Source organism: Campylobacter sp. RM5063 (genome assembly GCF_024723655.1).
Taxonomy (GTDB): Bacteria; Campylobacterota; Campylobacteria; order Campylobacterales; family Campylobacteraceae; genus Campylobacter_D; species Campylobacter_D lari_D.
In genome coordinates this window covers 13,203-33,238 of sequence record NZ_JANQDA010000010.1, presented here as the reverse complement: position 1 = coordinate 33,238, position 20,036 = coordinate 13,203, and the positions used below count along the sequence as shown (strand labels likewise).

Sequence of the window (20,036 nt, the reverse complement as noted above, 5' to 3'; positions counted from 1 at the left end):
ATTTTTATAAGTTGTTTTGATTATAATTTTATTTAAATATTATAACTAATTTAAGGAAAAAATGAAAACTATTGATCAAATTTATCAAGCAAAAATAGAAATCAAAAAATCAACTTTTTTGTCTTTTTTATGTCCTTTTGAAGATTTTCAAACTTTAATGCAAAAGCTAAGAAATGAGCATTTAAAAGCCGTGCATTTTGTATATGCTTATAGGTATTTAAATGAATTTGATCAAATCATAGAAGATAAAAGCGATGATGGTGAGCCAAAAGGAACTTCTGCTATGCCTTGTTTGAATGTCTTAAGAGGGGCTTTGCTTATTAATTGCGCAGTGATTGTGGTGCGTTATTTTGGAGGGATTAAACTTGGTACAGGTGGTCTTGTAAGAGCTTATAGTGAAGCTACAAATGAAGCTATTTTAAATGCGATGCTTTTAGAATTTGAAGCTAAAAATATTTTAAGTTTAAACATTCCTTTTTATCTTTATGCAAGATTTGAGCATTTTTTAAATAAAAATAACATTTCATATGAAAAAAATTTCAAGAAAATGTTGAATTGATTTTAAGTGTTAATGTAAAAGAAGAGGAGGAATTTAAAAAATTTGCAAAAGAGTTTGAATTTAGTGGACTTATTTGGAAGTAAGCGTTTGCTTACTTCATTTTCATAAAGAATTTAAAAGATCTTTTACCATATCTTTTTGTGGCTCTTGTTTTTCTTCTATATTAGCTTGCATAGGAGTTTCGTTTTGTCCTCTAAAACGATAATTATAAATATTTGACATATTTGAGCTAAAAATTCCTGTGCTAAATTGATCTTGACTCATGGCTTTTGAAAAAAGCTCATCAAGTTTTATACTTTGCTCGTTTAAATTTTCGCTATTGTTTTGACTAAGTAAAGACATAAAGTCTTCATTAGCTCCTTGAGTGCTTTTATAGGCACTACTTTGACCATATCCATACTCTTTAACCGATAAATTATCATGGTTAACTTGCATGTTTTCTCCTTTCAAAATATTACAAGGAAAAAACAAGCAAAAATCATTCCTTAATCACCATGAGTTGGGTAGTATTCAGCTTCTATTTCATTGTTTTTGATAAACTCTTCTCTAGCTTTATTACAGCGCTCATCTCTTAGTTTTCTATAAGCATTTCTACTTTCTAATTCTTGAGAAGTTAAAGGGCGATCTTCTAAAAATGAAATGTGAAAATAAGTATCATCTTCTTTGCTGAATTTTTCATAAAATTCAACATAGTCAAAATAATCTTTTTCACTTTGAAAATCAATACTTTCTTCTACATAAATAGTTGGGCCAAAACCTCTGTGATTTTGAGTAAAATGTCCAAAACCAGCTGCATATTTTATCTTAAACGAATTCATTCTAAACCTCCTAAAAATTCGTCATAACTTCCTTTAAAGTCTGTTAATTTCCCATCTTCTAAAAACCATATACGATTAGCAAAAGCACTAATTAGCTCTCTATCGTGGCTTATGCATATCACACAACCTTTGAAATTATACAAGGCTTCACCTAATGCAATGATACTTTCAAGATCTAAATGATTATCCGGTTCATCTAAAAGCAAGAAATTTCCGCGTTCTAACATTAATCTTGAAAGCATTAAGCGGTGTTTTTCACCTCCACTTAAGCTAGAAGCCATTTTTTCTTGATCACTTCCGCTAAAGAGCATTCTACCAAGACATTTGCGAATTTCATCTAAATCTTTGAATTTTTCACTCATTAACCATTCATAAAGTTTCAAATTTTCATTGATTAAATTTGTCGTATCTTGTGAAAAATATCCCATTTCTATGGTAGCACCAAGGTGGATATGGCCACTATCAGGTTCTAATTTTGATGCAATGATTTTAGCTAAAGTGCTTTTTCCAACACCATTTGCTCCGATTAAGGCTATTTTATCACCTTTTTCTAATTTTAATTCTAAATTCTCAAATAAAGTTTTATCATAAGCTTTGCTAATACCTTTTAATTCTAAAACTTCATTTCCTATTTCTCTATTTGTTCTAAAAATTATACTAGGATCACGCCTACTTGAAGTTTTAATCTCTTCAAGCTCAAGTTTTTCTAAAGCTTTAGCTCTACTTGTAGCTTGTTTGGCTTTTGAAGCATTAGCGCTAAAACGGCGTATGAAATTTTCTAATTCTTCTCTTTCTTTTAAAGTTTTATCGCGTTTGAGTTCAGCTTGCTTAGCAAGTAAGGTTGAAGCCATATACCAATCATCATAATTTCCAGCAAAATCGCGTATTTGTTTAAAATCCACATCTAAAATTCTTGTACAAACTTTATTTAGAAAATGTCTATCATGGCTAATTACTACTAAAGTTCCCTCATGTCTTAAAAGTTCATTTTCAAGCCAAGAAATAGCTTCTAAGTCAAGGTTGTTTGTAGGTTCATCTAAAAATAATACATCAGCACCTAAAAATAATACTTGAGCCAATAAAACTTTAAATTTATCCGCACTTTGTAAAGTGCTCATGAGAGCATTAAAATCTTTAATATTTAAAGAGCTAAGAATTTTTTCACATCTAAGCTCGCAATCATAGTTTGGATCTTCTTCTGCTGTTATGATTTCAAGCTCGCTTAATCTATCATTGATTTCATCGGTAAATTCTTCACTCATATAAAGTTTTTCTTTTTCTTTTAGTGCATCATATAATCTTTTATTTGCACACATTACCGCATCTTTGATAGTGTAGTTTTCAAAAGCAAATTGATCTTGTCCTAACACTGCGATTTTTAAATTTGGATCTATGCAAATTTCTCCACTGCTTGATTCTATTTCACCTGAGAGAATTTTTAAAAAGGTTGATTTTCCTGCGCCATTTGCACCTATAAGTCCATATCTTTCACCACGGTTTAATTTTAAATTTACATCTTCAAATAAAAGTTGGTTTGCAAAACGCATAGTGAGATTTTTTACTTCTACCATAATTTTCCTTAGAATTTTTACTTATAAAAATTTTTAAGAAATTGTAACAAAAAAAGACTTGAAATTAATTGAGTATAAATTTTGCTTGGCAATAAAATAAAATTTCATTGCCAAAATAAACTAATAATCCAAAAGTTCTACAAAAACTTGTTTTTTATCATCGCTAAATTGAGCACTATATGAAATTTGTACTTCATGCTCTCCCCCATCAAATATAATTCCTTTTAAAGTGCCTCTTGCATAATTTTCTCTCATATCATCTGGCATTTGTGGGTAAGTTAATTTCAAACTAGCTCTACAAAAACTTGTTTTTTTATCATTGCTATCTTGAGTTATAAAACTACTAAAAGAAGTATAACCTACTTCATTAGCATAATCTTTTAAGTCAAATATAGGTTTTAAATGAGCTCTTAAAATTCCAATGGTATCGGTAGATAATATAGCCTCTAAATCCCTTATATCTATGCCATTTAAGCTTATTTTTAAGGCCTTTAAAGACTGCTCACTTAGCCCATACTCAATATAAACCCACTCATCATCATCTAAAATACTTTTTAATGTAAGCTGAACAACTTCATCATCGCATTTTGGCTTATTATTAAAACATCCTGTAAATAACAAAACCATTATGAAACTTAATAAAATATTTTTCATTGCTTATTTGGTTATTATTTTAATAAACTTGATAATTTCACTATTATTAGCCCCATCTTGACTTAAAAGATTTTTTAATAAATCTAAGCTAAGCTGTGGCGGAAATATAAGATAAGAATTTTTAGGAAAATCATTTGATTTTAAACCTATGCAAAATTTTTCATCTTTATTTGTATATGTTTTTCCAGCGACAATTTTAAAAGTATTTTTCTCATAAATCAAAGTGGGTTCTGTTTCAAAAGGTGCGTGTTTTTCATTCATTTTATCTCCTTAAATAAGTAAAAATTGAGAATATTTTCTTCCACAAATATACTAAGATTTTATATCGTCTATAATTAAGTTAATTTTTTCAAGATTTTGATTTCTAAGCAATACGCCAACTATAAACAAATCTATAAACCAAATACCAAAATTACCATAATTGATTATATTTGAAGTAGCTATCCAAAATGAATCATATGAGGAATCAGCAATAAAGCCAATTATCATAGCAAGCAAAGTTAAAACTAATCTAAAAATTCCCCATCCAATTTGACCTATATAAAATCTTGCAACACCAAAACCACCTAATAAAAAATTATAAACCCAAAAGACTATAGTTGGGTTTTTGAGCTTGGTGTATTGAAGTCTTGTATATACTTTATCCAACTTATCAGAACTTAAAGTTTCAAGTTTCTTTTTTAAATCTTCATTTGACATAATAGGATCAGAATATTTATATCCTCGACTTATTCTTTTTCTAAAAGATCCATATTCTTTTGGTAATTTATTTTTTATTGATAAAAATAAACTCGTAGCATCCATTCTTTCGCTCCTTAACTTAAGATAACTTGAATTATTCCACAATTTAGCTTAATTAATATTGAAATAATCAATATTAATTAAATAAAACATAGAATATTTCAATTGTTTTTAATAAAGAATTTTTAATGTAAAATCAGCCCATAAGTATTTAAAAATTTAGGGTAGCTTATGGCAAAAAAGAGCAAACGCGATATGGCATATGAATTAGATATTGATGTTAGCACTTTGTATAATTGGAGAAAATACAAACCTAATTTATATCGTATCGTTATGCTTGGCTTTAAATTTGATGAACTTTTGGAAAAAAATAAAAAAAATTATGAAGAGCTACTTGAGATAAATCAAACCATACAAGATGAAATTGCAAAATTTAAATAAAAACAATTTAATGATTTTAATATATTTATTAGCTTTTTAATTTCATAAAGTTTTATTTTAAAAGTTTTTTCGTGTTATCATTTGTTGCTTTGAAATTTAACTATCTAAGATAAATTACATTATTTTTTACTAAGCATATTTCAGGCATATTTATTTTAATTTCTATTTTTATTTTACTTATAATATGTATTAAAAAAAATAATTCAAAATTGTTGTATAATTTTTAAAATTATTTTTAAATTAAGGTTATTTGATTGAGTTTAGTTTTATTATCTTTTTTACCTTCTTTTAGTTTTGTTTTGGAATTTTTAGCTTTATTTTTAGCTTATTTTTTTAAGCAAAATAAGATTTTTTTCTTGCTTTTGTTGATTTTATGCGCTAGGGCTTTATCTTTAGTGGCAAGTGAATATCAAGCGCATTTGTTTATTTCGGTATTTTTACCTTTTTCTTTTGTGCTTTTTGTGTTTTTGCAAGATAGTAAGCTTGTTTTTGAAAGAATTAATTTTATTAAATTTGCGTATTTAGCCTTTATGGGTTTTGTAGCGTTAATACTTAGCACAAGTACTAATTTTAATGCAAGCATTACAAGTGAAATTTTTGGCCTTTCAACGCAATTTTTTAAGCCTATTAGTGAGTTAAGCTTTTGTGTGTTTTGGGTAGGAATGATATTTTTATTATTTTCATATTTTAAAAATAATGATTTTCATTTTTTGCTAGCTTATATGGGCTTGAGTGTGCAATTTTTATTTTACAATAGTGTTGATTTGGGTTATTATGAATTTGCTTCTTTGGTGTTGATAGGATTTTTAGTGTATAAAGCTTATAAAATAGCCTTTTTTGACACTTTAACCAATTTGCCAAATTTAAAGGCCTTAAGAAGATATGCCCAAGGACTTGAAAATTTTCATTTAGCCTTGATTGAAGTAAAAAATATCAATGAAATTTATCATCAAAAAGACTCAAAAATGGGCGAGTTTATAATGCATGAATTTGCTAGGATTTTAAAAAAAGCTTTACATGCTAGGGTTTTTAAAGATGATAAGGATTATTTTATTATTGTATTTGAAAATGAAAATATAGCCTTTGTACAAAGCAAGCTTCAAATGCTTGAAAATTTTATGCAAAAATATTGTTTTGAATTTAAAGAACAAAATGTAAAGTTAGAAATTAAACTTTGTTTATCAAGCAAAAATGAAAACATAGAAGAAAGTTTAAAACAAGCAAAATTAGAACTTAGAAGATAAAAGGATTAAAATGTTAGATTTAATTTTTAGAGAGTATGATATAAGAGGGCTTTACCCAAGTGAGTTAAATGAAAAAAGTGTAAAAGCCATAGGCTATGCTTTGGGTTTAGAAATGAAATCAAGGGGTTGTGAGAAAGTAAGCGTAGGCTATGATGCAAGATATAGCGCAAATGAACTTTTTAACTATTTAATCAGTGGTTTAAATAAAGCTAATATGCAAGTTTTCAATATAGGCTTAGCACCAACTCCTATGGGGTATTTTAGTTTATTTTTTGATGAAATTTTTGATGCAAATATCATGATAACAGGTTCGCATAATCCAAAAGAATACAATGGCTTTAAAATAACGATTAATAAAGAAAGTTTTTTTGGTGCTGATTTGAAAAAGCTTTCTTTAAAAGTGCAAGAGTATTTAGAACTTGAAATCAATGATGATTTAAGATATGAAAATTATGATATTAAAAGCTTATACATAGACTTTTTAGCTAAACATTTTTCACATCTTAAGGGCTATAAAGAAAAAATCATTATTGATTGTGCAAATGGAGCTACTGGAGTGATTATAAAGCCTTTGGTGGAAAAATTAAATCTTAATGCACAAATTTTATTTGAAAATCCTGATGGAAATTTCCCAAATCACGCGCCCGATCCAACAGAGCTTGAAAATTTACACGCATTGCAAGTTGCGCTAAAAGAAAATGAAAATGCAAAAATGGGCTTTGCTTTTGACGGAGATGGAGATCGCTTGGTGGTTGCAAGTAAAGATTATGTATTTAAGGGCGATGAGCTTTGCTATTTATTTGCTAAAAATATAAAAAATCCTAGAGTTTTAGGTGAAGTAAAATGTTCTAAAAATCTTTTCGATGAGGTAGCTAAATTTGGTTTTATCATGATGGGTAAGACCGGGCATTCTAATATTAAAAAAACAATGAAAGAGCAAAATATCGACATAGCAGCAGAGCTTAGTGGGCATATTTTCTTTAAAGATAGATATTTTGGTTATGATGATGGAATTTATGCATTTTTAAGAACTTTAGAGCTTTTAGTAAATGGTTTTGATATAGAAAAATTAGTTAAAGAATTACCAAAACTTTATGCAAGTGAAGAGATTAAGCTTAAGGTTAGTGAAGAAAATAAATTTCAAATCATAGAAAAATTTAAAGAAAAAGTAAAAGCAAATGCTTTTGAAAATGTGCTTGATTGTAATGAAATTGACGGAGTTAGAATTACCTTTAAAGAAGGCTGGGCGCTTTTGCGTGCTTCTAATACAAGTCCATATCTTATCATGCGTGCTGAAGCTACAAGTGCTGAATTTAAAGACTTTTTAGAAGCAAGAGTAAAAGAACTTTTTGAAGAAATCATAAAAGAGCTTGCATAAGTTCTTTTACATCAATATTTTTTGTGTATAAATATGCTCTTAAGAGTTTAGGGATTTTTGCTTTTCTATAAATTTCTTTAAATTCTTTTGGCATTTTCTCACAACTTACAAAAGGAAAAATCAAAACTTTTTCTTGTATGTAAACAATGCCTATTTTATGCGAAATTACTCCATCGCCTTTTAAAGTTTCTTGTCTTTGTTTAGCACTTAAAAGTACTCCAAGTTTTTTAAAGCATTTTGCGATTAAACTTTCATCTTTATGAGTAATGTAAATATTTTTAAATTCACAAATATTTTCTTCTTTTAAGTCTTTTTCTAGGTATTTAAAGCTCTTTTTTACTCCATTTGGATAAAGCTTTAAAAACTCATTAGCAAAATTTTTGCGTATGAAATTTCTAAAATATTTTTCATCATCATTGCTCTCATCATGAAAATAAGCGATATTGTTGTCTTTTAGGTAGTTTGAAATTTCTTCTTTTGGAATTTCAAGCAAGGGTCTTATGATGGTAAAATATTTTCTTTTTTCAATATCTTTAAAGCCAAGCAATTCTCTAAGTCCTGCACCTTTGGAAAATTGCATTAAAAACCATTCTAGTTTATCATTTAAATGATGAGCTAGTAAAAGATTATCATAAGAGTGATTTTTGCAAAGTTCTTCAAAAAATTCATAACGCAAAGCTCTTGCACAAGCTTCGAAATTTTTTGTTATCTTGGGTGCGGTTTTGATGTAAATTTTTTTATGAAAACGCTTGGCTAATTCTTTAGCACTTTGCTCTTCTTTATCGCTATTTTTGCGAGTTTTGTAGTTTATAAAAGCAAGATCAAAATCTATATTTTTTTCTAAAAGCATGAAAAATAAAGCACTAGAATCACTCCCGTGAGAAAATGCTAAAAGATTTTTCCCTTGCTTTAAATGATTTAAATATTTGCTATCAATCATCAAACTTTCTTAAGGCTTTTGCAATGAGTTTTTTATCTAAGCTCTGTGTGATTTCACACTCATAAAGCTCGCCCATTTCCAAATTTCCACAATCACTTTCATTGATGAGAATTTCTCCATCTATATTTCTATCCCAACGCAAATCTTTTGCACCGATGAAAAATTCTCCTTCAGAGCTTTGACCTTCACAAAATGCTAAAGTCTTTTTACCAACTTGTTGATTAAAGCTTTTTTCTATGCATTCATCGACGATTTTTTCTATCACTTTTAATCTTGCATTGATGATTTTACTAGGAATTTGTTCCATGTCAAAAGCTGCAGTATCTTCTTCTTTGGAATAAGCAAAAACACTAATTCTATCAAAACCAAATTCTTTTATAAAAGTGCATAATTCTTCAAAGTCCTCATCACTTTCTCCAGGATGTCCTACTATAAAACCTGTGCGTAAAAATGAATTTGGAGCTTGTTTCATTAAATTTAAAAGTTCGATTAGTTTTGCTTTATTAGCCCCGCGTTTCATGATTTTAAGCATATTATCACTGATGTGCTGCAAAGGCATATCAAAATAATTTACAAAAACTTTTGATTGAATGATTTTTTCTATCACTTCTTTACTAATGCTTGTTGGATATAGATATAAAATTCTAGCAGCCTTTACACCTTGGATATTTTCTATAGCTTCAATAAGCTTTAAAAGTCCATCTTTTTGACCTTGATCAAACAAATACGAGCTTGTATCTTGAGCAATAAAAGAAAAATCTTTATAGCCTTTTTTAACAAGTTCTTTTACTTCATTTATAATACTTTCTAAGCTTCTTGATTTAAGTTTTCCTTTAAAACTTGGTATGGCGCAAAATGAACATTTTTGATTACATCCTTCAGCTATTTTGATAAAAGCATGATAGTTTGATCCTGTGATCACACGATTGGTATTTTTATCTTGTAAGTAAGTAGAATTTGAAAATAGATTAGTTTTTTTAAGTATCATTTCATCAATTTTTTCATAATCTCCCACACCGGTAAAAAGATCAACTTCAGGTAGTTCTTTCATTAATTCTTCGCGGTAGCGCTGCATTAAACATCCTGTTACAACCAGCAACGAGTCCTTTTTTCTTTGCTCGTGTAAGTCTAAAATCGCATTTATGCTTTCTTTTTTAGCACTATCTATAAAACCACAGGTATTTACAATCAAAACATCAGCTAAGCTTGGCTCATCACAAATTTCATAATCACTTAATCTTCCAAGCATGATTTCACTATCAACTAAATTTTTATTACAACCTAAAGACATTAAAAAAAGTTTTGGCATATTTCTCACTTTAAATGTTTTATTTTTTGCTAAAATTATAAGATTAAATTATATCAAAATTAGAAAGAAAATTTTTATGGATAATTACGAATACAGCGAACTTTTAAAAAAATTAAAAAACAAAGTTGGAAATATCGCTTCTATCATTAAGCCTGAAGAGATAAAAACAAGATTAAAAGAAATAGAAAATTTAGAAAATTCCCCTTCTTTTTGGAGTGATGTAAAACAAGCGGGGGTTATAGGTAAAGAAAAAACTAAAATTTCAAATTTACTTAAAAATTATGAAAATGCAAATAATGCTTTAAATGATGCAAGTGAGCTTTTTGATCTTGCTAATAGTGAAAATGACTTAGATACTATAGAAGCTTTATTTGAAGATGCAAACAAGCTAGAGGATCTTATCGTAAATCTTGAAATTTCTATGCTTTTAAGTGGGGAAAATGATGGTAAAAATGCTATAGTTTCCATTCACCCAGGAGCAGGTGGAACGGAGAGTAATGACTGGGCTAGCATGCTTTATAGGATGTATTTGAGATTTTGCGAAAGAGAAGGTTTTAAAGTAGAAACACTTGACTTTCAAGAAGGCGAAGAAGCAGGGCTTAAGGATGTGAGCTTTTTAGTAAAAGGTGAAAATGCTTATGGGTATTTAAAAGCTGAAAATGGCATTCATCGTTTAGTAAGAACTTCTCCATTTGATAGTGCAGGACGTCGCCATACGAGTTTTTCTAGTGTGATGGTTTCTCCTGAACTTGATGATGATATAGAAATAGAAATTGAAGAAAAAGATATAAGGATTGATTATTATAGAGCAAGCGGAGCAGGTGGACAGCATGTTAATAAAACTGAATCAGCAGTGCGCATAACTCATATGCCAAGTGGTATAGTAGTGCAATGTCAAAACGATAGAAGCCAACACAAAAACAAAGCAACTGCTTTTAAAATGCTAAAATCACGCCTTTATGAGCTTGAGCTTATGAAACAACAAGATGAAGCAAATTCAAGCGAAAAAAGTGAGATAGGTTGGGGTCATCAAATCCGCTCTTATGTGCTTTTTCCTTATCAACAAGTTAAAGATACACGCTCAAATGAAGCTTTTTCACAGGTTGATAATATCTTAGATGGGGATATTAAAAAAATCATAGAAGGTGTTTTAATAGCGCAAAAAGCGCAAGATTGATACTACAAAAGGATATTAAATGGAAAAAATTCTAGTTTGTGTAGATGTTTTAGAGCCTTGTAGGGAAAGTTTGCATTATGGGGTGTATTTAGCTAAAAAGCTAGATTTACCTTTAATGTTTTTATATACCATAGAACCAAATTTTACTAATGCTGAATTAGCTTGTAGTTTTGGCATAGGCGCTAGTGGGTGTGTGATTGAAGATTTAGTAGAAGAGCAAAGTCAAAAAAATGAAAATCTTTGCAAAAAAGGGCAAAGAATTTTAGAAGAATTTTATGCTTATGCAAAAGAACAAGGTGTAAAAGAATGCTTTAGTGTGCAAAGAGATGGAGATTTAGAAGAAGTTTTAAAAGAATACAATGGTCAAATAAGATTAGCCATAGCAGGTTTAAAAGGCGGAGGTAAAAAAAATAAAATAGGCATTCATACAGAAGAACTAGTAAGAGCTTTAAATGTGCCTATTTTGCTTGTAAATTCTGCTTTTAAAGAGATTAAAAGTGTAATGATGGCTTATGATGGGAGTAATTTAGCTAAAAAGGCTATAGAACAAGCCATTAAAAGACCTATTTTTAAAGAAGCAAAGCGTTATGTAGTAAATGTTTCTAAAGATGAAAAATCTTCTTGTGAGTTATTAGCTCAAGTAAGTCAAATTTTTAAAGAAGCAAATTTAAATGTGCAAACTCAATATTTAAATGGAGAGATTACTCAAGCTTTATTTGATTTTGGTGAGCAAAATGATATAGATTTATTGATCATGGGAGCTTATTCACATCATTGGTTAAAAAGTATTTTATTTGGTAGTTTGACAAATGATATTTTAACTAAGGCTAAAAAACCTTTATTGCTGATTCGCTAACATTAATTTATTTTGATTAAAGATTATAAAATAAATACATGAAGAATTTTCATGTATTTATAAATTTAATAATAAAATAAAACTAATTGACATAAAGATTAACCATATAAAAAGAAAAAATGCCATTAAAAATGGTTTAAAACCCGCATTTTTTAAAACATTTTTATGGATATTTACTCCTAAAGCTACCATAGCCATAGAAAGCAAAAGTGTGTCTATAGTTTGTATGCTTGGTTTTATATAGTTAAGCGCAAAATCTGTATTTAATATTTCAAGTGAGCTAATACCGCATGCAAATAAAAACCACAAAGCAAAATAAGGAATATTTGCTTTAATGGAGATTTTTTCATTATTTTTACTTAGAAATTTCAATGAAAAAAGACTTAAGAAAATCAAAAAAGGCACTAGCATTAAAACACGCATCATTTTTTCTATGACAGCACCATCTCCTGCTTTTACAGCTTCACCTGCTGCAACAGCATGTGCAACTTCATGCAAGCTTGCTCCCATGAAATACCCCATTTGCTTTAAATTAAAAAAATCAAACCAATCTAAATTCCAAGCCAAAGGATATAAAAACATCCCTAAAGTTCCAAACACAACCACAGTGCAAACTGCTACGCCAACTTTAGCAGAGCCACCTTTAACAATGCTTTCACTAGCCATCACAGCAGCTGCTCCACAAATGCTTGAGCCACTACTTATAAGTATGCTTTCTTTAAGATCAAGTTTGAATAATTTTCCTAACAAAAGCCCTATAAAAAAGGTAGAAAATACCACTAAAAATGCTAGCAAAATCCCATTTAATCCAACTTTTTCTAAATCATTAAAAGTAATTCTAAAACCATAAAGTATAATTCCAAGTCTTAAAATTTCTTTTGTTGCTATGCTTAAAACTCCTGATTTTTTAAGTAAATTTGCATTTTGATGTGCTAAATTTCCTATTAAAGCTCCCAAAATTACAGCTATGATTAAAGCTGAAATTCCAAGATTTTTAAAAAAATTAAGCTCAGAAATAGCAAAAGCACAAAAAGCAAGAGTAAAAAGCAGTAAAAAAGCTTCAAATTTTCTATTTTTATATATATTTTTATGCATGAATTTTTCCTTTTTTTGTTTTTTTGTAATCTTAATGATTTTTTTATGATAAGTAAAATTAATTTTATTTGATATAATGATTAAAAATATTTATCAAAAGAGTGCTTATGACTTTTAAACAAATAAAATATTTTCAAGCCTTGTGTAGAAATTTAAATTTAAGAGCTTGTGCTAAAGAATTAAATATAACTCAATCTGCTTTGTCTTTAGCTATATTTGAACTTGAAAAAAGTTTAAACACCAAGCTTTTTGATAGAAATGCTAAATTTTTAAGCTTAAATGAAAAAGGAAAGGTTTTTTTAAAACAAATCGCTCCTTTGATTTTAGAATTTGAACGCATAGAAAAAGCAATGCAAGATGATCAAAGCTATGAAATAAGTATGAAAGCTAGTCAAAATGTAGGTACTTATTTACTAGGAACTTTTTTAGATCAAAAGGCGGAAAATATCAAGTTAAATTTGTCTTTGGATAATAGTCAAAATATCATCAAAGATATTTTAGATAAAGAAATCGATATAGGTTTAATTGAAGGTATTTGCAAAGATAAGGATATAAAAAAGATTAAAATTTGTGATGATGAGCTTATTGTGGTGAGTAAAAATGACTTCAAAAAAGAATTTTTCATAGATGAATTAAAGGATTTTAAATGGCTAAGTCGTGAGCAAGGTTCAGGTGCAAAAGAAGTGTTTTTAAATGCTTTGCCTAAAGATGTAAAGCTTAATTTGGTTTATGAGTTAAACTCAACTGCTATGATAAAAGAGTTGGCTAAAAAAGGTAAATTTTTAGCAGTTTTACCTAAATTTAGTGTTAAAGAAGAGCTTGAAGCTAAAAGTTTATTTGAAGTAAGATTAAAAAATTTTAAAATTTCAAGAGAGCTTTGCTTGATTTATCATAAAAATAAAGAACCAAGCAATAAATTTATAAATTTATGTGAGTTTTTAAAATTTTGCATTCAAAAAGATTTAGCTTAATTCTTGAATACATTTTTTAAAAAGTTCTCCTCTTTCTTCATAAGATTTAAACTGATCTAAGCTTGCACAAGCAGGGCTTAGTAGGGCTACTTCATCATTAGTTAAGTTTTGATTGATTTTTTCTACCGCTTTAGGTAAAAACTCACAAAAATATGCTTTTAAATTAGCATTTTTAGCATAATCAAGTATTTTATTGGTGCTTTTTCCTATGGCATAAAGCTCTATATCAAGCTCTTTCATAAAAGCAAATAAAGCACTTAAATTCACTCCCTTATCATCCCCACCTATGATAAGATGAATTTTTTTATCCTTATAGCGTTTAAGAGCAGCTAAACTAGCATCAAGATTAGTCGCTTTAGTATCATTTACCCAAAGTCTATTTTTATGATCAAATATTTCTTCAAGTTTATTTTTTTCTATTTTAAACTCATTTAAAAGCTCATAAGAGCAACGATCTAGTATGATTTTTTCTATACTTAAGGCAATAAGAGCATCAAGCAAAAATGGGGTTTTAAAATGAATTTTTTCTAAATCAATTTGCATTTTTTTAGCTAAATCTTGCTCATCTTCATAGCTTATAACATAAGCATGAGTTGGATAAGCCTCGTATTTTTTAGGTAAAATTATCACATCATTTTCATTCATTCTTTCAAGCACACTAAGCTTTGCTCGCTCATAATTTTCAAAGCTTTTGTGCCAAGAAAGATGATCAGGTGTGATAGGTAAAAGTGCATAAATTTCAGGTTTAGCTACTTTGGTGTAAAAAAGCGAAAAAGATGAGCTTTCTAAAATCCATAATTTAGCACTAATATCCATTTGTGCTAAAGGAGTTCCTATGTTTGCTCCCATTTGTGCATTGATATGTTTTAAAAGATGATGTGTCATTTGGGTGGTGGTGGTTTTGCCATTTGTTCCGCTTATCCAAACACTTTTTGGCATGCCATCATAAAAAAAATCATACTCACTGCTTAAATTTTTTGCTTGCCGTATGAGAGAATGATTATTTGGAAAGCCAGGACTTGGAATTTCTAAGTCACTTTTTAAAGGATCAAATTCACAAGGTGGTAAAAGTGTATTGCCAAATTCATCTTTACTTATACTTGTAAAATGATCATCATAAATATCGCAATTTCCAAAACGCTGTGCAAAAGCTTTAGTTGTTTTTCCGTATCCAAAAAGTGAAATTTTCATTATCTTAACTTTATACTAATTAATGCAATAATATTTGCAAGTAAGGCTATCATCCAAAAACGCACAATGATTTTATTTTCCACCCAACCTATTTTTTCAAAATGATGATGAATAGGTGCCATTTTAAATACTCTTTTGTTAAAGATTTTAAAACTTCCTACTTGTAAAATCACTGAAATAGTTTCTAAAACAAATACAAAGCCTATCAGTAAAAGTAAAATTTCATTTTTACTTACTATGCCAAGATAGCCTAAAAACGCCCCTATGCTTAAACTCCCACTATCTCCCATAAAAACTTGTGCAGGATAGCAGTTATACCACAAAAATCCCATAAGCGCACCAACTAAAGCCGCACTTATTACCACAAGTTCTCCTAGACCTTGAATTTTAGGTAAAAATAAATAAGAACTATAAATAGCATTTCCACTTAAATACAAAAAAGCACCAAGACTTAAAAGAGAAAATATAGAAGGCACGGTTGCAAGACCATCAAGCCCATCGGTTAAATTTACAGCATTAGAGCTTGATATAATAACTAAAATCCATAAAAACAACATAAACATACCACCATCAAAAATAGCATGTTTGTAAAAAGGTAAATAAAATTCAGTATTTATATCAAATAAATATAATAATCCAACACAAATAAAAGCAGCGCTAAATTGTCCTAGAAGTTTCATTTTTGGGCTTAATCCTGCGTGATTGTCTTTTTTTAAAATTTTCCCCAAATCATCAACTAAGCCTATAGTGCAAAATAATACTAAACATAATAATCCAACGATTACAAAACTATTATTTAAATCAGCACTTAAAACACTTGCTATGATAGTAGCAAAGATAAAAACAAGCCCACCCATAGTAGGGGTATGAGATTTAGCTTGGTGTGATTGTGGAGCGTATTCATAAATAGGTTGATTTGCTTTTTTGTTTTGAGCCCATTTGATAAATTTTGGCATTAAATACAAACTCAAAAACAAAGCAATAAAAAATGCAAAACCAGCACGCACGCTAATATAAGAAAAAAACATATAATTTGTATATTCTGTAAGATAAAACAAAATTTTAACCTTGTATTTGTTTTTTAAAAGCATAATTTTAGTAAAATCACATAAATAAATTATAAAAAAGAGTAAAAAATGAGTCAAAAATGTATTTTGATAATCACAGATGGTATAGGACATAATACAAATTCAAACTATAATGCTTTTTTTCATGCTAAAAAGCCAACTTATGATAAGCTTTTTGAAAATACCCCTAATGTTTTGATAAAAACAAGTGGCTTGGCAGTTGGCTTACCTGAAGGTCAAATGGGTAATAGCGAAGTAGGGCATATGTGTATAGGTAGTGGACGCATAATCTATCAAAATTTAGTCAAGATAAATAAAGCCATAGAAAATGACACTTTAAAAGACAATAAGGCTTTAAAAGAATTGTTGCAAAAATGCAAAAGAGCGCATATTATAGGGCTTTATAGTGATGGCGGGGTGCATTCTATGCATACACATTTTAATGCACTTTTAAAAATTTGTAAGCAAGAAAATAAAGAAGTTTTTGCACATGCAATTAGTGATGGTAGGGATTGTCCTCCAAATTCGGGTTTAGAATTTATAAAATCTTTACAGGAATTTTGCGAAAAAGAAGGGGTTAATTTTGCTTCTTTATCGGGAAGATTTTATGCTATGGATAGAGATAAGCGCTATGATAGGGTTAAGTCTTATTATGATGCTTTATTTGCTAAGGCACCAAAGTGTGATGATTTTATGCAATTTATACAAAAAAACTATGATGAAAATATCACAGATGAGTTTTTAAGCCCAGTTATTAGTCAAAACTTTGATGGGATTAAGGCTGAAGATGGTGTGATTTTTATCAATTTTAGAAATGATAGAATGCGTCAATTAGTCGCTTCTTTAACCCAAGAAAGTTTTAATGAATTTCCAAAAGAAGTACTTGTAAAAAATGCCATTACTATGAGTTTGTATGATGAGAGTTTTAAACTGCCTGTGATGTTTGAAAAAGAAGAATTAAATAATACTTTAGCTTCTGTGATAGCTAATGCAAATTTAAGCCAACTTCACACAGCTGAGACAGAAAAATATGCTCATGTAACCTTTTTCTTTAATGGGGGAAAAGAAGAATTAGAATGCAATGAAACAAGAATTTTAATTCCAAGTCCTAAAGTAAAAACATACGATGAAAAACCTCAAATGAGTACTAAAGAAGTCACAGATGAGGTGCTTAAGGGTATAGAAAGTGGTATGGATTTTATCGTAGTAAATTTTGCAAATGGTGATATGGTAGGACATACGGGTGATTTTGAAGCTGCGATTAGTGCGGTTGAATGTGTAGATGAGTGTTTAGGTAGGGTTATTGCTAAAGCAAGAGAGCATGATTATGCTTTTATTATTACTTCAGATCATGGAAACTGTGAAGCGATGAGGGATGAAAAAGAAAATATGCTCACTAATCACACAACCTTTGATGTTTTTGCTTTTGTCGAAGCTAAAGGAGTAGAAAAGCTTAAAGAAGGCATGGGGCTTAGTAATATAGCACCAAGCGTGCTTAAAATTTTAAACTTACCTATCCCAAAAGAAATGGATGAGGCTTTATTTTAATTTAAAGGAGAACAATGAAATTTAGTGGAAAAAATGTTTTAATAACAGGTGCAAGTAAAGGTATAGGTGCAGCAATAGCCAAAGAATTAGCAAGTTATGGCTTAAAAGTTTGGATTAATTATAGAAGTAAGCCTGAACTTGCTGATGCACTAAAAGAAGAGATAGAAAAAAGTGGTGGCACTGCAGCTGTGATTAAATTTGATGCAAGTGTTGAAGAAGAATTTACAAGCGCTATTGCAACTATAGTAGAAAGTGATGGTGAGCTTAGTTACTTAGTTAATAATGCGGGTATTACTAATGATAAATTAGCACTTAGAATGAGTATGGATGATTTTTATTCAGTGATTAATGCTAATTTAAATTCAAGCTTTTTAGGTTGTAGAGAGGCATTAAAAACTATGAGTAAAAAGCGTTTTGGCGCGGTTGTAAATATCGCTTCTATAGTTGGAGAAATGGGAAATGCAGGTCAAACTAATTATAGTGCTAGTAAAGGCGGTATGATAGCATTAACAAAATCTTTTGCTAAAGAAGGTGCAGCAAGAAATATAAGATATAACTGTATTACCCCAGGTTTTATAAAAAGTGATATGACTGAAGTTTTAAGTGATGAGATTAAACAAAATTATATTAATAATATCCCTTTGAAGCGTTTTGCAGATGCAAGCGAAGTAGCTCAAGCTGTGGCGTTTCTATTAAGTGATCATTCTTCTTATATCACAGGAGAAATTTTAAAAGTCAATGGCGGGCTTTATATGTAAGCAAGGTTTTAACCTTGCTTAGTTTCTATAGCTACTACTGCTATAGCAAAACCCCCATCATGCGCTACGCTTACACTTGCTGATTTAATTTTGAATTCTTGCATGACTTTTTGAGAAAAACTAATGTGTGGAGCATTTTTGTCATCTTTAGAGATGGTGATGTCAAAAAAAGAACATTCTTTAGAAATTCCAACCCCCAAAGCCTTAGAGGCAGCTTCTTTAATAGCCCAAAATCCGGCTAGAGTGTTGGTATTTTTTATATAACTTTGCTCTTTCTTGGACAAAAATTTATCCAAGAAAAGTGTTTTATGTCTTTCATAAATTTTTTCTATGCGAGAGCATACGACTATGTCACAGCCTATCATTAAGATACTACAAAGTCGGTAAAATAAATATTTTTGATAAAACCATCAGTTAAAACTTCATTGATCTTGCCGGTTAATTCATCTTTTAATCTTTCTTTACCCTTTGTAGTGCTTACTTCTTCAAAGGTTTTTGATGTTAAAGTTCTAATGATAATATCTCTAATAATAGCAACTTTTTTATCAAGTTCAGGAGTTAAGGTTTCAACATTTTGTTCAAGTTGAATGGTGCATTTTACATATCTTGATCCACCATCACTTAATAAATTTAGCGTAAAAGGTGCTAAAGGATACATCACGCCAATATTTGCATAATCACTCCCTCTAGCTGCTACTGCATTTGTTTTTTTAGGAGCTTGTGCAACTTGTGCGCTTTCTTCGGTTTGCGGGGTAGGATTTTCTTCAGAGCCGCCACTAAACATTAGATAAGCAATTGCTCCTACAATAACAAGTAAAAATACAAATAAAAATACAACGATAATGATTACTAAAGTATTCCCGCCTTTTTTCTTTGATTCACCTTGTTCATCCATCATATCATCAGCCATATTTTTCCTTTTATAAAATTTTAAAATGTTATTGTATCAAAAATTATATTTTTTTTAAATTATGATTATTTAATCTTTTGTAAATGTCTATAAACACTAGGTTCTGAAATATTTAAAAGCTCCGCAACTTTAGGAATAACACCTTTTACATTAAATACGCCTTTTTCATATAAGCTAGCTATCATTTTTTGTTTTTCCTTTGGTTTTAAACTTTTATTTTTAAAACTTTCAATATCTATCCCCGTAATATCTTCAACGATTTCTTCTAAATCAAGTTTTATGTATTCTTTATTTTCTTGTTCAGGACTTTCATAAGAATTATCATAAATATTTCCAAGATTTAAAATTTCATCAGAGATTTTTTTAAATGCTGAAGTATCATGATTAATACAAAGCAAACCTTCAAGTTTTTCATCTTTTTTAATAAAAAAAGTAGAGCCTGACATTACTTGTGAGCTTTTAGCTGAAGTTTTATAATGTGTTATATAATCACGCTCTAAATAGATTTTGTTTTTAATCATTTCAATAGCAAAGCCTGTTAGAGGTGAATTTATAGTTCTTTTGCTAATATGATTATTAGCTATTTCTGCTATATTAGTACCATCTTCACTTACATCATGCAAAACTATTTCATAATTTCTTCCCAAAGCATCAGCAAGAAATTTCACTAATTTAATATAGTAAGTTCTTGTTTCTTTATCCATTAAACTCTCCTTGTTTTATTAATTTTGTAGTAAAAATATTTAAAATAAGAGCGCTTATTCTTATTTTTCAACAATTTTAATACAAAATAAAAATAATTATGCTT

The 20,036-nt window shown here is 29.2% G+C and carries 22 protein-coding genes and 1 pseudogene; 9 read left to right on the top strand and 14 right to left on the bottom strand.

Going from position 1 to position 20,036, the window contains the following annotated elements; genetic code table 11:
- Window positions 1-61: 61 nt before the first annotated feature.
- Window positions 62-642, top strand: a pseudogene (locus CAMP5063_RS04835) (IMPACT family protein).
- Window positions 643-661: 19 nt separating this feature from the next.
- Here CAMP5063_RS04835 and CAMP5063_RS04830 read toward each other — a convergent pair.
- The 6 genes from CAMP5063_RS04830 to CAMP5063_RS04805 all read right to left on the bottom strand — a co-directional run bounded on the left by CAMP5063_RS04830 (window position 662) and on the right by CAMP5063_RS04805 (window position 4,406).
- Window positions 662-994, bottom strand: a complete 333-nt coding sequence (locus CAMP5063_RS04830) for a hypothetical protein (RefSeq protein ID WP_039627883.1) — start codon at window positions 992-994, stop codon at window positions 662-664.
- 50 nt (window positions 995-1,044) lie between these two features.
- Window positions 1,045-1,377 carry a hypothetical protein gene (locus tag CAMP5063_RS04825; RefSeq protein WP_039617462.1) on the bottom strand — a complete coding sequence of 111 codons (333 nt, stop codon included), beginning with the start codon at window positions 1,375-1,377 and terminating at the stop codon, window positions 1,045-1,047.
- Window positions 1,374-2,948, bottom strand: coding sequence for an ABC-F family ATP-binding cassette domain-containing protein (locus CAMP5063_RS04820; RefSeq protein WP_220566793.1), 1,575 nt, complete (start codon window positions 2,946-2,948; stop codon window positions 1,374-1,376). The genes CAMP5063_RS04825 and CAMP5063_RS04820 overlap by 4 nt, the downstream gene beginning before the upstream one ends.
- A 120-nt stretch (window positions 2,949-3,068) precedes the next feature.
- Window positions 3,069-3,575 carry a hypothetical protein gene (locus CAMP5063_RS04815; protein ID WP_337194908.1) on the bottom strand — a complete coding sequence of 169 codons (507 nt, stop codon included), beginning with the start codon at window positions 3,573-3,575 and terminating at the stop codon, window positions 3,069-3,071.
- Between the two features lie 30 nt (window positions 3,576-3,605).
- Window positions 3,606-3,863, bottom strand: a complete 258-nt coding sequence (locus CAMP5063_RS04810) for a hypothetical protein (protein ID WP_263660687.1) — start codon at window positions 3,861-3,863, stop codon at window positions 3,606-3,608.
- 51 nt (window positions 3,864-3,914) lie between these two features.
- Entirely contained in the window at window positions 3,915-4,406 is a 492-nt protein-coding gene (locus CAMP5063_RS04805) for a TM2 domain-containing protein (RefSeq protein WP_337194907.1), read from the bottom strand.
- Window positions 4,407-4,574: 168 nt separating this feature from the next.
- Here CAMP5063_RS04805 and CAMP5063_RS04800 point away from each other — a divergent pair, with 168 nt between their 5' ends.
- From CAMP5063_RS04800 to CAMP5063_RS04790, 3 genes are all read left to right on the top strand, one after another.
- Window positions 4,575-4,784 carry a hypothetical protein gene (locus tag CAMP5063_RS04800; RefSeq protein WP_039662706.1) on the top strand — a complete coding sequence of 70 codons (210 nt, stop codon included), beginning with the start codon at window positions 4,575-4,577 and terminating at the stop codon, window positions 4,782-4,784.
- Between the two features lie 254 nt (window positions 4,785-5,038).
- Window positions 5,039-6,028 carry a hypothetical protein gene (locus tag CAMP5063_RS04795; protein WP_337194906.1) on the top strand — a complete coding sequence of 330 codons (990 nt, stop codon included), beginning with the start codon at window positions 5,039-5,041 and terminating at the stop codon, window positions 6,026-6,028.
- A gap of 10 nt (window positions 6,029-6,038) precedes the next feature.
- On the top strand, window positions 6,039-7,406 hold the full coding sequence (locus tag CAMP5063_RS04790; RefSeq protein ID WP_337194905.1) for a phosphomannomutase/phosphoglucomutase: 1,368 nt from the start codon (window positions 6,039-6,041) through the stop codon (window positions 7,404-7,406).
- Here CAMP5063_RS04790 and tilS read toward each other — a convergent pair.
- Both tilS and rimO read right to left on the bottom strand, forming a co-directional pair.
- Window positions 7,387-8,349 carry a tRNA lysidine(34) synthetase TilS gene (gene tilS, locus CAMP5063_RS04785; protein WP_337194904.1) on the bottom strand — a complete coding sequence of 321 codons (963 nt, stop codon included), beginning with the start codon at window positions 8,347-8,349 and terminating at the stop codon, window positions 7,387-7,389. The genes CAMP5063_RS04790 and tilS overlap by 20 nt on opposite strands.
- Window positions 8,339-9,655, bottom strand: a complete 1,317-nt coding sequence (rimO, locus tag CAMP5063_RS04780; RefSeq protein WP_337194903.1) for a 30S ribosomal protein S12 methylthiotransferase RimO — start codon at window positions 9,653-9,655, stop codon at window positions 8,339-8,341. Before rimO ends, tilS begins: the two co-directional genes overlap by 11 nt.
- Window positions 9,656-9,731: 76 nt before the next feature.
- Here rimO and prfB point away from each other — a divergent pair, with 76 nt between their 5' ends.
- Together prfB and CAMP5063_RS04770 are read left to right on the top strand one after the other, a co-directional pair.
- Window positions 9,732-10,832: a peptide chain release factor 2 gene (gene prfB / locus CAMP5063_RS04775; protein ID WP_133319603.1), complete on the top strand. Its 1,101-nt coding sequence runs from the start codon at window positions 9,732-9,734 to the stop codon at window positions 10,830-10,832.
- A gap of 19 nt (window positions 10,833-10,851) precedes the next feature.
- The gene (locus CAMP5063_RS04770) at window positions 10,852-11,688 is read left to right on the top strand and encodes a universal stress protein (protein WP_337194902.1); all 837 of its coding nucleotides are present in this window, start codon (window positions 10,852-10,854) and stop codon (window positions 11,686-11,688) included.
- A gap of 57 nt (window positions 11,689-11,745) precedes the next feature.
- On the opposite strand, the gene CAMP5063_RS04765 is transcribed toward CAMP5063_RS04770, so the two are convergent.
- Window positions 11,746-12,783 (bottom strand): YeiH family protein, encoded by a 1,038-nt coding sequence (locus tag CAMP5063_RS04765; RefSeq protein WP_337194901.1) that lies wholly within the window; start codon window positions 12,781-12,783, stop codon window positions 11,746-11,748.
- A gap of 107 nt (window positions 12,784-12,890) precedes the next feature.
- Between CAMP5063_RS04765 and CAMP5063_RS04760 the strand changes: the two genes are divergently transcribed.
- Window positions 12,891-13,754, top strand: coding sequence for a LysR family transcriptional regulator (locus tag CAMP5063_RS04760; RefSeq protein WP_263664788.1), 864 nt, complete (start codon window positions 12,891-12,893; stop codon window positions 13,752-13,754).
- On the opposite strand, the gene murD is transcribed toward CAMP5063_RS04760, so the two are convergent.
- A complete protein-coding gene (gene murD, locus CAMP5063_RS04755) occupies window positions 13,746-14,945 on the bottom strand; it encodes a UDP-N-acetylmuramoyl-L-alanine--D-glutamate ligase (protein WP_337194900.1) in 1,200 nt (399 codons plus the stop codon). The two genes, CAMP5063_RS04760 and murD, sit on opposite strands and share 9 nt — an antisense overlap.
- On the bottom strand, window positions 14,945-16,003 hold the full coding sequence (gene mraY / locus CAMP5063_RS04750) for a phospho-N-acetylmuramoyl-pentapeptide-transferase (protein ID WP_263664790.1): 1,059 nt from the start codon (window positions 16,001-16,003) through the stop codon (window positions 14,945-14,947). Before mraY ends, murD begins: the two co-directional genes overlap by 1 nt.
- A gap of 78 nt (window positions 16,004-16,081) precedes the next feature.
- Here mraY and gpmI point away from each other — a divergent pair, with 78 nt between their 5' ends.
- Window positions 16,082-17,560 (top strand): 2,3-bisphosphoglycerate-independent phosphoglycerate mutase, encoded by a 1,479-nt coding sequence (gene gpmI / locus CAMP5063_RS04745; RefSeq protein ID WP_337194899.1) that lies wholly within the window; start codon window positions 16,082-16,084, stop codon window positions 17,558-17,560.
- A gap of 14 nt (window positions 17,561-17,574) precedes the next feature.
- A complete protein-coding gene (gene fabG / locus CAMP5063_RS04740; protein WP_337194898.1) occupies window positions 17,575-18,318 on the top strand; it encodes a 3-oxoacyl-ACP reductase FabG in 744 nt (247 codons plus the stop codon).
- An 8-nt stretch (window positions 18,319-18,326) separates the two neighbouring features.
- Here the strand turns inward: fabG and acpS are convergent, their stop codons facing one another.
- From acpS to CAMP5063_RS04725, 3 genes are all read right to left on the bottom strand, one after another.
- Window positions 18,327-18,683 (bottom strand): holo-ACP synthase, encoded by a 357-nt coding sequence (acpS, locus tag CAMP5063_RS04735; protein WP_263661129.1) that lies wholly within the window; start codon window positions 18,681-18,683, stop codon window positions 18,327-18,329.
- Complete coding sequence (gene fliL, locus CAMP5063_RS04730) at window positions 18,683-19,228, bottom strand: flagellar basal body-associated protein FliL (RefSeq protein ID WP_133319594.1); 546 nt, start codon at window positions 19,226-19,228, stop codon at window positions 18,683-18,685. Before fliL ends, acpS begins: the two co-directional genes overlap by 1 nt.
- A gap of 65 nt (window positions 19,229-19,293) precedes the next feature.
- A complete protein-coding gene (locus CAMP5063_RS04725; RefSeq protein WP_220566805.1) occupies window positions 19,294-19,932 on the bottom strand; it encodes a helix-turn-helix transcriptional regulator in 639 nt (212 codons plus the stop codon).
- Window positions 19,933-20,036: the final 104 nt, after the last annotated feature.

Bases quoted from the DNA above. Each gene is read 5' to 3' on its own strand.
- CAMP5063_RS04830 (WP_039627883.1), bottom strand. From the start codon at position 994: ATGCAAGTTAACCATGATAATTTATCGGTTAAAGAGTATGGATATGGT.
- CAMP5063_RS04825 (WP_039617462.1), bottom strand. From the start codon at position 1,377: ATGAATTCGTTTAAGATAAAATATGCAGCTGGTTTTGGACATTTTACT.
- CAMP5063_RS04820 (WP_220566793.1), bottom strand. From the start codon at position 2,948: ATGGTAGAAGTAAAAAATCTCACTATGCGTTTTGCAAACCAACTTTTA.
- CAMP5063_RS04815 (WP_337194908.1), bottom strand. From the start codon at position 3,575: ATGGTTTTGTTATTTACAGGATGTTTTAATAATAAGCCAAAATGCGAT.
- CAMP5063_RS04810 (WP_263660687.1), bottom strand. From the start codon at position 3,863: ATGAATGAAAAACACGCACCTTTTGAAACAGAACCCACTTTGATTTAT.
- CAMP5063_RS04805 (WP_337194907.1), bottom strand. From the start codon at position 4,406: ATGGATGCTACGAGTTTATTTTTATCAATAAAAAATAAATTACCAAAA.
- CAMP5063_RS04800 (WP_039662706.1), top strand. From the start codon at position 4,575: ATGGCAAAAAAGAGCAAACGCGATATGGCATATGAATTAGATATTGAT.
- CAMP5063_RS04790 (WP_337194905.1), top strand. From the start codon at position 6,039: ATGTTAGATTTAATTTTTAGAGAGTATGATATAAGAGGGCTTTACCCA.
- rimO (WP_337194903.1), bottom strand. From the start codon at position 9,655: ATGCCAAAACTTTTTTTAATGTCTTTAGGTTGTAATAAAAATTTAGTT.
- prfB (WP_133319603.1), top strand. From the start codon at position 9,732: ATGGATAATTACGAATACAGCGAACTTTTAAAAAAATTAAAAAACAAA.
- CAMP5063_RS04770 (WP_337194902.1), top strand. From the start codon at position 10,852: ATGGAAAAAATTCTAGTTTGTGTAGATGTTTTAGAGCCTTGTAGGGAA.
- CAMP5063_RS04765 (WP_337194901.1), bottom strand. From the start codon at position 12,783: ATGCATAAAAATATATATAAAAATAGAAAATTTGAAGCTTTTTTACTG.
- CAMP5063_RS04760 (WP_263664788.1), top strand. From the start codon at position 12,891: ATGACTTTTAAACAAATAAAATATTTTCAAGCCTTGTGTAGAAATTTA.
- murD (WP_337194900.1), bottom strand. From the start codon at position 14,945: ATGAAAATTTCACTTTTTGGATACGGAAAAACAACTAAAGCTTTTGCA.
- gpmI (WP_337194899.1), top strand. From the start codon at position 16,082: ATGAGTCAAAAATGTATTTTGATAATCACAGATGGTATAGGACATAAT.
- fabG (WP_337194898.1), top strand. From the start codon at position 17,575: ATGAAATTTAGTGGAAAAAATGTTTTAATAACAGGTGCAAGTAAAGGT.
- acpS (WP_263661129.1), bottom strand. From the start codon at position 18,683: ATGATAGGCTGTGACATAGTCGTATGCTCTCGCATAGAAAAAATTTAT.
- fliL (WP_133319594.1), bottom strand. From the start codon at position 19,228: ATGGCTGATGATATGATGGATGAACAAGGTGAATCAAAGAAAAAAGGC.
- CAMP5063_RS04725 (WP_220566805.1), bottom strand. From the start codon at position 19,932: ATGGATAAAGAAACAAGAACTTACTATATTAAATTAGTGAAATTTCTT.